The organism is Roseobacter sp. (genome assembly GCF_024639605.1).
Lineage (GTDB): Bacteria > Pseudomonadota > Alphaproteobacteria > Rhodobacterales > Rhodobacteraceae > Roseobacter.
On the sequence record NZ_JAHEHZ010000130.1, the window covers coordinates 1 to 9,747 of the forward strand.

General features: G+C 60.4%; 11 protein-coding genes and 2 pseudogenes. 8 read left to right on the plus strand and 5 right to left on the minus strand.

The features are described from left to right. Together Q0M35_RS14655 and Q0M35_RS14660 are read left to right on the plus strand one after the other, a co-directional pair. A pseudogene (locus Q0M35_RS14655) lies at positions 1-103 on the plus strand (AsnC family transcriptional regulator); the annotation flags it as partial. Positions 104-423: 320 nt separating this feature from the next. Next, positions 424-942 (plus strand): PEP-CTERM sorting domain-containing protein, encoded by a 519-nt coding sequence (locus tag Q0M35_RS14660; RefSeq protein WP_295316587.1) that lies wholly within the window; start codon positions 424-426, stop codon positions 940-942. A gap of 104 nt (positions 943-1,046) precedes the next feature. Here Q0M35_RS14660 and rpsU read toward each other — a convergent pair whose 3' ends face one another. Beyond that, the gene (gene rpsU, locus Q0M35_RS14665) at positions 1,047-1,253 is read right to left on the minus strand and encodes a 30S ribosomal protein S21 (protein WP_295316589.1); all 207 of its coding nucleotides are present in this window, start codon (positions 1,251-1,253) and stop codon (positions 1,047-1,049) included. Positions 1,254-1,366: 113 nt separating this feature from the next. On the opposite strand from rpsU, the gene Q0M35_RS14670 reads away from it, so the two are divergent. Together Q0M35_RS14670 and Q0M35_RS14675 are read left to right on the plus strand one after the other, a co-directional pair. Next, positions 1,367-2,080 carry a COQ9 family protein gene (locus tag Q0M35_RS14670; RefSeq protein ID WP_295316591.1) on the plus strand — a complete coding sequence of 238 codons (714 nt, stop codon included), beginning with the start codon at positions 1,367-1,369 and terminating at the stop codon, positions 2,078-2,080. Between the two features lie 107 nt (positions 2,081-2,187). Beyond that, on the plus strand, positions 2,188-3,174 hold the full coding sequence (locus Q0M35_RS14675) for an NAD(P)H-quinone oxidoreductase (RefSeq protein ID WP_295316593.1): 987 nt from the start codon (positions 2,188-2,190) through the stop codon (positions 3,172-3,174). 27 nt (positions 3,175-3,201) lie between these two features. On the opposite strand, the gene Q0M35_RS14680 is transcribed toward Q0M35_RS14675, so the two are convergent. Both Q0M35_RS14680 and Q0M35_RS14685 read right to left on the minus strand, forming a co-directional pair. Continuing rightward, positions 3,202-3,462 carry a hypothetical protein gene (locus tag Q0M35_RS14680; protein WP_295316595.1) on the minus strand — a complete coding sequence of 87 codons (261 nt, stop codon included), beginning with the start codon at positions 3,460-3,462 and terminating at the stop codon, positions 3,202-3,204. A gap of 20 nt (positions 3,463-3,482) precedes the next feature. Next, entirely contained in the window at positions 3,483-4,112 is a 630-nt protein-coding gene (locus tag Q0M35_RS14685; RefSeq protein WP_295316597.1) for a ribonuclease T2, read from the minus strand. Between the two features lie 138 nt (positions 4,113-4,250). Here Q0M35_RS14685 and Q0M35_RS14690 point away from each other — a divergent pair, with 138 nt between their 5' ends. The 3 genes from Q0M35_RS14690 (at position 4,251) to Q0M35_RS14700 (ending at position 7,683) form a co-directional block, all read left to right on the plus strand. After that, positions 4,251-5,042 carry a DUF1013 domain-containing protein gene (locus Q0M35_RS14690; protein ID WP_295316599.1) on the plus strand — a complete coding sequence of 264 codons (792 nt, stop codon included), beginning with the start codon at positions 4,251-4,253 and terminating at the stop codon, positions 5,040-5,042. 122 nt (positions 5,043-5,164) lie between these two features. Then, positions 5,165-6,265, plus strand: coding sequence for an endonuclease/exonuclease/phosphatase family protein (locus tag Q0M35_RS14695; RefSeq protein WP_295316601.1), 1,101 nt, complete (start codon positions 5,165-5,167; stop codon positions 6,263-6,265). Between the two features lie 239 nt (positions 6,266-6,504). After that, complete coding sequence (locus tag Q0M35_RS14700) at positions 6,505-7,683, plus strand: type III PLP-dependent enzyme (protein WP_295316604.1); 1,179 nt, start codon at positions 6,505-6,507, stop codon at positions 7,681-7,683. Positions 7,684-7,749: 66 nt separating this feature from the next. Here Q0M35_RS14700 and Q0M35_RS14705 read toward each other — a convergent pair whose 3' ends face one another. Next, positions 7,750-8,433 carry a cupin domain-containing protein gene (locus Q0M35_RS14705; protein ID WP_295316606.1) on the minus strand — a complete coding sequence of 228 codons (684 nt, stop codon included), beginning with the start codon at positions 8,431-8,433 and terminating at the stop codon, positions 7,750-7,752. A 226-nt stretch (positions 8,434-8,659) separates the two neighbouring features. On the opposite strand from Q0M35_RS14705, the gene Q0M35_RS14710 reads away from it, so the two are divergent. Next, on the plus strand, positions 8,660-9,553 hold the full coding sequence (locus tag Q0M35_RS14710) for a mechanosensitive ion channel family protein (protein ID WP_366519668.1): 894 nt from the start codon (positions 8,660-8,662) through the stop codon (positions 9,551-9,553). Positions 9,554-9,556: 3 nt separating this feature from the next. Here the strand turns inward: Q0M35_RS14710 and Q0M35_RS14715 are convergent. Continuing rightward, positions 9,557-9,747: pseudogene (locus Q0M35_RS14715) on the minus strand (toprim domain-containing protein); the annotation flags it as partial.

Genomic DNA, 9,747 nt, shown 5'->3' on the forward strand with positions numbered 1-9,747 from the left:
CCGGATCCACCGGCAATATCTTGCGCGCCTGCCCGGGGTCGCACAGATGCAGTCGAGTTTTGCCCTGCGCACGGTTTTCCGGACCACCGCCCTGCCTGTCTGATCCGGCCTGACGAGCTTCAACACGTCCTGGTATCGACTCCAGCATGCCCGAAAGGTTGTCGCGAACGGGAAAATCGCACAGACCGAAGGTCACTGGCGTGCGCGTCGAAACAATTAACCGCCAGATGAAACAAAACCGGCCGGGTATTTCCCCAGCGGGCGATATTTTCTGCCATGTATTTCAGTCAAATACAGCACACCTGCCGGAAGTCTCATAATACGGGACGAACCGACCGGGCGGAACAGATTGAAATAATGTCAGATCCGACCTATTTGGAGCTGAGCAGTACGCAATATGTTTAACAAGTTACGGAGTTTACAATGTTCAGAGGGCTTCTCTCTGTCGTAGCCGCGGCCGGTATTTGGACCAGCGCCTCGCAGGCTGCGACCTTTAACGGCGAGACCGTTACAATCTTTCAGTATTTCGAAGATAATCTTCCGCATCAGCGCGAGTGGGGAAAACGCGAGGTTGCTGCCGGCGAAGGCATCTTCCTTGAGTTTTACACTATTGATCTGCTGCACGACCTTGTCCGGCTTACACTGGATGAAAACTGGTTCTTTCTTCAGAACCGGGGCCGCAACGGGCTGGTCATCCAGGACACCTATAATCTCTTGCCGGCCTTCGGCAGCCTGACAATCTTTGACAACGGATTTGATCGCGAACCGGTTGTAACTGTGGCGGAAAACGAGGTGATCTTTGATTTCAGCGAGGCCGGCGACAATATCGCCGCATCCGCCACATGGGCGATTCAGGCCGTCCCGCTGCCGGCTACCCTGCCAATGATGCTTGCGGGCTTCGGCGTGGCAGGCGTGATGCTGCGCCGGCGCCGCAAAAGCTGAACCGGCACGGTCCCGGGCAGTCCGGATCTCTGAACAAAAATAAACCCCCGCATGGCACAGGCCGTGCGGGGGTTTTTTAAGTCCGGTCACATCCGGAGAAATGCTCAGAGCATTCCGTCGCGTTGTGCTTTTTTGCGTGCCAGTTTACGGGCACGGCGGATCGCTTCAGCTTTCTCGCGCGCTTTTTTCTCGGACGGCTTCTCGAAATGTTGCTTGAGCTTCATCTCGCGAAAGACACCTTCACGCTGCAGCTTTTTCTTCAGGGCACGAAGCGCCTGATCGACATTGTTGTCGCGAACACTAACCTGCATGTGGTTTTCACCACCTTTCTAAGTTGAGTTGCAAGGATTTGCAGGAAGTGGGCATATAGCAAGGACGCACTATCTTGTCCAGTCCAACGCGTATTTTACCCGGGAGCAGATCCATGACCGTTTCTTATGACGATGCCAGAACCGCGCTGCTGGATGCAGCCCTTTTGCATGTGCCCTTTGACGGCTGGTCAGAGGCCACTTTTCAGGCCGCAATGCGCGATGCGGAAATTGCCCCCGGCGTGGCGCGGGCCGTCTGTCCGCGCGGCGCTGTTGATCTGGCCATCGCCTTTCACAGGAACGGCGATCAGGTGATGCTCGACAAGCTTGCCGCGACCGATATGTCCGGTCTGAAGTTCAGCGAGAAAGTGACCGAGGCGGTGTGGATGCGCATCGGGGCCAATGACAATAAAGAGGCCGTGCGCCGGGGCACGACACTCTTTGCGCTGCCGGTTTATGCCGGTGACGGGGCGCGGCTGATCTGGGGTACGGCAGATCACATCTGGACAGCCCTCGGCGACACGTCAGAGGATTACAACTGGTACACCAAGCGCGCGACGCTCAGCGGTGTTTATTCGTCCACAGTGCTCTACTGGCTGGGCGATGACAGCCCGGACGCCATGGCCACGCGCGCCTTTCTAGAGCGTCGGATCGGGGACGTGATGCAGATCGAGAAGATCAAATCGCAGGTCCGCAAGAGCCCGACACTGAGCCGCCTGATGGCCGGTCCGGAGTGGGTGCTGGGCCGGATTAAACCGCCGGCGCGGGCACAGCGCGACACAATGCCGGGCAGCTGGACCGCCCCGCGCGGAGATGCAGGCAGGCCCTGAGCCCGCACCAAAGGCCGCCCGGGACCACCAGGATGCGGTGCAGCATCCGGTTTTCTGCGGGTGTCAGGCCTGTTAGAGAAAGATAACAGAGCTGAAGGAACCTGCCGATGACCGAGATGATGCGCGCCGTTGAGATTACCAGAGCAGGCGGGCCGGATGTGCTGCAGATCACCGAACGACCGGTGCCGCAGCCGGCACATGGTCAGGTGGTAATCAAAGTGGCCTTTGCCGGTGTGAACCGCCCCGACGCACTGCAGCGCGCGGGCCTTTATGACCCGCCGGCTGGTGCGAGCGACCTGCCTGGTCTGGAAGCGTCGGGAGAAATCGTGGCCGTTGGCACGGGTGTGTCAGGAGTGAAATCCGGCGACATGGTCTGTGCCCTGCTGCCGGGCGGGGGATATGCCGAATACGTCGTAACACCTGCCGCGCACTGCCTGCCGGTGCCCGACAGGCTGTCGCTTAAAGAGGCCGCCTGTCTGCCAGAGACCTTCTTTACGGTGTGGTCAAACGTGTTTGGCCGGGGGGGTCTGAAAGCGGGTGAAAAGTTTCTCGTACACGGCGGCTCGTCAGGCATCGGCACGACGGCGATCCAGCTGGCCCGGGCCTTTGGCGCACGGGTCTTCACGACGGCCGGGTCCGCGGAGAAGTGCGAAGCCTGCCTGCAGCTCGGCGCCGAGATCGCGATGAATTACCGCGAAGAGGATTTCGTGGAGCGTATCAGGGCTGAGGGCGGCGCTGATCTGATCCTTGATATGGTCGGCGGCGACTATATCCCGCGCAATCTGAAAACCCTCGCCGATGACGGGCGGCTGGTGCAGATCGCTTTTCTGGGCGGGCCGAAGGTCGAAGTGAATTTTGTGCAGCTTATGACCCGGCGGCTGACGATGACCGGCAGCACCCTGCGGCCGCAAAGTGATCTGGCCAAGGCCCGGATTGCCGAAGAGCTGCACGAAGCCGTCTGGCCGCTGATCAGCGCCGGCCGTGTCGCGCCGGTCATGGATCAGGAATTTGCGCTGGAAAACGTCGCGGATGCGCATACCCGCATGGAAAGCTCAGAACATGTCGGCAAGATCGTCCTGAAAGCCGGCGGTTAGCGCAAAAAAACAGTCGGATCTCCGGGGTTACGGTCCCGATACAGACCGCAGGAGGAGCCCGAGCGCCGGAAGGGCAGAAAACGCCGTGAGGCTGCCCAAAAAGAGTGCGGCTGCGATATTCAGGGTCTGCAGCGGCCATAGCCAGCGCCGCGCCAGCCCGGACACCTGATTGAGCGAAAAGATCAGGATCACACAGATCGCGAATGCGACGAGCTGCGACCGGTGCGCGGTCAGCTGCCGAAGGCCTGCAGACAGTGCGGCGGGCAGGGCGATGTTGACCAGGGCCACCGCAAGCACCGGCGGCAACCTCACCGGACCGGCTGAAAGAGTGCACTCGGTGACGGGCAGTCAAGCAATACGTCAGGCCCGCATTTGCGCGGCGCAAGATCGCGCGACAGACAGATGCGCGCCTCCTGGATCTGGCCCTCTTTGCAGGTGATCGTAATCATGTCCCGGCCCAGCTGCGGGTTTGCCTCCAGAAAGGCGTCCTCAACGACGGAGGCCGGCAATCGCACAGGATCCGAAAGTTGCCTGAAAATCTGCGGCCGCGCCACCCGCCCGTAAGCCTCGCGTGACAGCGCATAATAATCAGTGGCGTCCAGACCCGAGCAGACCCCGTGCTTTTTCCACTGGTGCCACGCCAGCCCCGGGGTGCCCATCACGTCAGCCATGTCAGCAGTCATGCGCCGCGTGGGCGAACGCTCGCGGGTCCGGCAGTACTCAGGATAGCCGCGGTCGTACTGCGGCCACAGCCCGTGCAGGATCCAGCCGTGGCCTGTGCCGGGGCTGCACTGCGGCGAATTACGGTCGTCGCCTTCGCGCAGGCACCAGTTCGGTGACCAGCTCAGTGACAGAACATAATAGTCGAATTCACCGGCGCGGTCGTTTTCGGCCACAACGGGCAGGGCGGCGAGCAGCCAGATCACAAGCGCGCGCATTGGCTCTTTCCTTATGTCATTTTCGCGACTATACAGCGCCCGAGTTCCCCCACAACGGAAACCCGTCCCGAACCCGGGACCGCCCTTCCAGGCGACGGGGAAGATGTGGGCCGAAAGAGATGTCGCAGGAGAAGAAAAATGGCACAACCGATCATGGCAAAAGCCACCGCTGTCTGGCTGGTCGATAACACCACTATCAGTTTTAAGCAGATCGCTGATTTTGTCGGCATGCACGAGCTCGAAGTTCAGGGCATTGCCGACGGAGACGTGGCCCAGGGCGTCAAAGGATTTGATCCGATCGCCAACAACCAGCTGACGCAGGACGAGATTGATGCAGCGCAGGCAAGCCCGACGCACAAACTGCAGCTGAAATTCAACGCCGCAGCCCAGGGCGAGGAAAAACGCCGCGGGCCGCGCTATACTCCGCTCAGCAAACGCCAGGACCGTCCGGCATCGATCCTGTGGCTGGTGAAGTTCCACCCCGAACTGAGCGATGCACAGATCAGCAAGCTGGTGGGCACGACCAAACCCACCATTCAGGCAATTCGCGAGCGCACGCACTGGAACATCTCAAACATCCAGCCGATCGATCCGGTTGCCCTCGGTCTGTGCAAACAATCCGAGCTTGATGCGGTTGTCCAGAAAGCGGCCGCCAAGAAGGCCGCCGACGCGCCGGTGATGAGCGATGACGAGCGCCGCAAGCTGGTCAGCACCGAGCAGAGCCTTGGCATGGACACCGAGCCGAAAATCCCAACCGCGATCGAAGGCCTCGAAACCTTTACCCTTTCGGGTGACACCGGGGCCGACAGCAAGGAAGAAGAAGAGGCCAGCGCCGGCGATTTCTCGGATGCGGAGAGCTTTTTTAATCTTCCCGAAGGCACGCGGGACGATGACGAAGACGAGGATGAGGCCGGTAAATCAGCCGGCTGATGCCGCAGACACGCGCGAAAAATGCCCGGTGCCTTTGCGCGCCGGATTGTTTTTAGCCCGCTACCCGTTAGAAGTGGCGGAGCCGACGGAGTTTTTCCGGCGCCGCAGTTCCGGATAAGAGTATGACAGTAATTCAGGGAATGATCTGGGCGCTGGCCGCTGTGACAACGCTCGCAACGGTGCTGCCGCTCACCCGGATCCCGCTGGGGGTGATCCGGGGGCTGGCGTTTCCGCGCCTGCAGCTCTTTGGTCTGTCTGTCGCCGGGGGGGTCGCAGCTCTTGTCGCGGGCCCCGGTGCTGCCATGCAGATCGCGGCACTGCTTTTTTTGCTGAGCGCGGTCGCGCATCTGAGCTATATCGTGAAATTCACGCCGCTGTGGCCGCAACAGTCGCGACCGGCGACGGATGCGCTGAAAACTGACCTCTCACGGCAGTTTTCGGTTCTGTCCTCTAACGTCAAGATGTCCAACCGGGAGTATGACCGGCTGGTGACCCTCGTGCATGCGCGCCGGCCTGATATCGTGCTGGCCCTCGAGACAGACGAGCCCTGGATCGCCGCTCTGGGCGCGGCGCTGGAACAGGATTACCCGGAGATTATCCGCCAGCCCCAGGACAACGGATACGGCCTGTGCGTTATGTCTAAACTGCCGCTGAGTGACACAGCGGTGGATTTTCTGGTGGTGCAGGCTGTGCCGTCGGTGCGCACCACTGTCACGCTGCCCTGCGGGGACGAGTTGCGGCTTTTTGTGCTGCACCCCGAGCCTCCGGCAATCGGCCATTCAAGTCTGGGACGTGACAGCGAGATTGCTCTTGCTGGTATACAGGCAAAGGAATCAGCCCTGCCGGCAGTGATTGCGGGCGATCTGAATGATGTCGCCTGGTCGACGACGACCCGGCGTTTTCAGCGCCTGTCCGGTCTGCTCGACCCGCGCGTCGGGCGTGGGCTCTATAATACTTTCCATGCTTTCTATCCCTTACTGCGCTGGCCGCTGGATCACGTGTTTCACGACGCGCGGTTCCGGCTTGTGTCGCTTGAACGGCTTGAACACATCGGATCTGACCACTTCCCTTTGTATTTCGAACTGGCTTTGACGGAAACCAGTCGCGGCGATGATCAGATCGAGTCGTCAGATGCCGCCGAAAAAAGCGACACCCGGCAGATGATCCGGGAAGAACGCGCGAGACCCCGATCGCCGATCGGTGAAGACTGGGAAGACGGCTGACCGGGTGTTGCATTCTGAACGCACACCGATGCGCCGCAGAAATAATTTACTGTGGTTGCAGATTGGGTCTTGTACGAATCTCAGACTGGCGTAAATGCACCGTCACAGACGCCAACGCACGCGCCTCTGGCCGGTCAGCCACCCTGCTTCAGGGATCCTGACTGACCCGCGTTTATGTAGCGACGGTAACGTCTCTTGAAACGACTCTTGGGGACCTCCCCCCCACCTGCTCTTTGGAGATGACCATGAACGCTACAGTCCCCGGCGCCCTGCGCGCCGCATCCCCCGTATTCGTCGATCAGGCAGCAGCCTACATCGCAGCAAACCTGTTTGACAAACCGACGCTGGTGATTTCCCGTGATCGCGTCTCTGCGCAATATGACGCGCTGCACGCGGGTCTGGGTGCCGCCCACATTCACTATGCCGTCAAAGCGAACCCCGCGCCGGAACTGATCCGCATGCTGGTCAAAAAAGGCTCCGGCTTTGATGCCGCCTCCCGCCAGGAAATCGAGCTTTGCCTCAGCCAGGGTGCGCGTCCGGAGAACATCTCGTTCGGAAATACCATCAAACGCGCCTCGGATATCGCATTCGCGGCAAGCGCCGGTGTGACCCTTTTCGCCGCCGACAGCGAAGCCGAGCTTGACAAAATCGCCTGCCACGCGCCGGGTGCCCGGGTTTATATCCGCCTGATCGTCGAAAACAGCCAGGCAGACTGGCCGCTCAGCCGCAAATTTGGCTGCGGCGCATCCATGCTCCCGTCGCTGCTCGATCATGCCGTGGCCGTTGGTCTGCAGCCCTATGGTCTGTCCTTCCACGTCGGATCGCAGACCCGAGAAGCCGCGCACTGGAACCCGGTGCTGGATCAGGTCGCTCCGTTGTGGCACGCCGCCCGTGCTGCCGGTCATGACCTGCAGCTTCTCAACATCGGCGGTGGTTTCCCGGCCTTTTACGGCCAGACGGTACAGGCGCCCCGCGCCTATGCTGCGGCTGTCATGGCGTCGGTCAAGGAGCGTTTCGGTGACGTCGCAGAGGTCATGGCGGAGCCCGGTCGCGGTATGGTCGCCGAAGCCGGTCACATCGTGGCTGAAGTGATGCTGGTGTCGAAAAAATCTGAAGACGACCTGCATCGCTGGGTGTATCTCGACATCGGCCGTTTCTCCGGTCTTGCCGAGACCGAAGGCGAAGCGATCCGCTATCAGTTCGTGACCCGTCACGACGGCACAGAGACCGGCCCCTGCGTTCTGGCCGGCCCTTCCTGTGACAGCGCCGATATCCTCTATGAAAAACGCCCCGTACAACTGCCTCTGGCGCTGCGCGACGGCGACCGGATCGTAATCCGCAACTGTGGTGCTTATACGTCCAGCTACAGTTCTGTCGGGTTCAACGGATTTCCACCGCTGGATGTAATCGTTCTGTAGCAACGAAGACATCGCCCTGGAAAAAAAGAGCCGTCCACCTTGGGAGGGGTGGGCGGCTTGCTGCTTTCAGGGGCGCACCGGCGCCTGCGGTGGGCGCGCCAGATGCCCCCGTTTGATCCAGACTTTTGCGCCCGTCTTTCCGGCTTCTGCTTTCATCCGGGCGCCGCGCGGCAGACGCAACCATGACTGCACGCCAAATTTTTCGCCCCCTGCGGTAAATCCGGCCTCCAGCACCAGCAATTCGAGCCCGTCCGGCGCCTCCAGCATCAGCGTGGTGTCGGCAGCCCATCGCTCGACACAGACGTGTTCATACTTGTCTTCGTGCAGCGCCAGACGCGTCACGCCCGGAGCGTCTGCGACCGGCGCATAGTCACCGGCGCTCGTGTCCACGCTGAACTGTGTGCGGTCGTCCATGTCAAACTGCCAGAGTTTAACAAAGATCACGCAGCCGGCTTCAGACCCCGGCGTATGTCTGGTCGTCGGCGGGTTGCGCACGTAGGTCCCGGCGGGGTAGTCGCCATGCTCATCCTGAAAAACACCCTCCAGAACAAAAAACTCCTCGCCGCCCGTGTGGGTGTGGGCGGAAAACCTGCTGCCCGGTGCGTAGCGCACAATTGATGTCGCGCGGGCGATCTCATCCCCGATCCTGTCGAGCATCCGCCGGTCAACCCCGGACATGGGCGAGGGTGTCCAGTCCATATCCGCCGCATGCACAACGGCCCGGCGGTGAAAGTCTGCATTGAGTTCCAAGCGGGTCTCCTTGTGGCTGCGAGTGCGCGGGTCGCCGTCCGGCCTCGATGCAACACGTATACCCCGTCGCATTAGAGAATGCGATATGCCCGCCCCGGGTCAGATGCTGACGAGGCGTCACTTTCTATGAAAATAGTCTCTGCCCGGTCCTTTAATTCTCAGTTTTCCGGCGCTTATCTGAACTTTTCCGCCGGTCCGGTCGTTTACACACTGTAACCGATGGAGAATGAATTTGGAGCCGGTTAAAATACTGATGGATCAGTTGCGATCCATTGCGAGATCCTCAATTGAAATCCTGCCGCAGATTGCTGTTGCGCTTCTCGTGATTCTGGTGACCTGGGGCCTCGCCCGTCTGGGCCGCTATGTCCTCGGCAAAGTGATGGCGCGCACGCGGCTGCGTGAAAGTCTCAAGAGCCTCTTTGCATTGCTGGCATCGATCGCAATCTGGACCCTGGGGATAATGATAGCCGCAGTTATCCTCTTTCCCGGGCTGACCCCGGGCAGCATTCTTGCAGGCCTCGGCATCGGCTCTGTCGCCATCGGGTTTGCCTTTAAGGATGTCTTTGAGAACTTCCTTGCGGGGATCATCATTCTGTTCCGGCGCGAAATGCGCATCGGTGATCACATCGCCTGCGAAGGCATCGAAGGCAAAGTTGCTCAGATCGCCATCCGTGAAAGCCATATCCGGCAGACCGACGGACAGCTGGTTATCGTGCCGAACTCGGTTCTTTTCAAAAACCCTCTGATCGTCCGCACCGATCAGGATGTCCGCCGCGTCACAGTGATCTGCGGCGTCGCCTATGACGTTGATGTGGATGAGGCGCGCGGCGTGATTGAAAGCGCTGTTGAGACCTGTGAAACTGTTGTGCACGATGGCAGACCTGTGCAGGTTTTCGCTCAGGAGTTTGCTTCGTCGTCGATTAATTTCGAGGTCACCTGGTGGACCGGATCCACCCCTGTTGAGGTGCGCAGGTCGCGGGACGAGGTTGTATCTGCGGTCAAGCGGGCCCTTGATGATGCCGGCATTGAAATTCCGTTCCCGTACCGGACGCTGACGTTCAAAGAACCCCTGCCGCTGCGCGGCGAGGCCGCACCGGAAAGGTCAGAGGCCGAAGCGTGAGTGTCACAGAGAGGTGCGCGCCCGCATTGCTGCAGTGATGGTGCCATCATCGAGGTAATCGAGCTCGCCCCCTACCGGTACGCCCTGCGCCAGCGACGTCAGACGAACCTGCCCCTCAAGCTGGTCGGCAATGTAATGTGCGGTGGTCAGACCGTCGATGGTGGCGCTGAGCGCGAGAATGACCTCGGTGATAT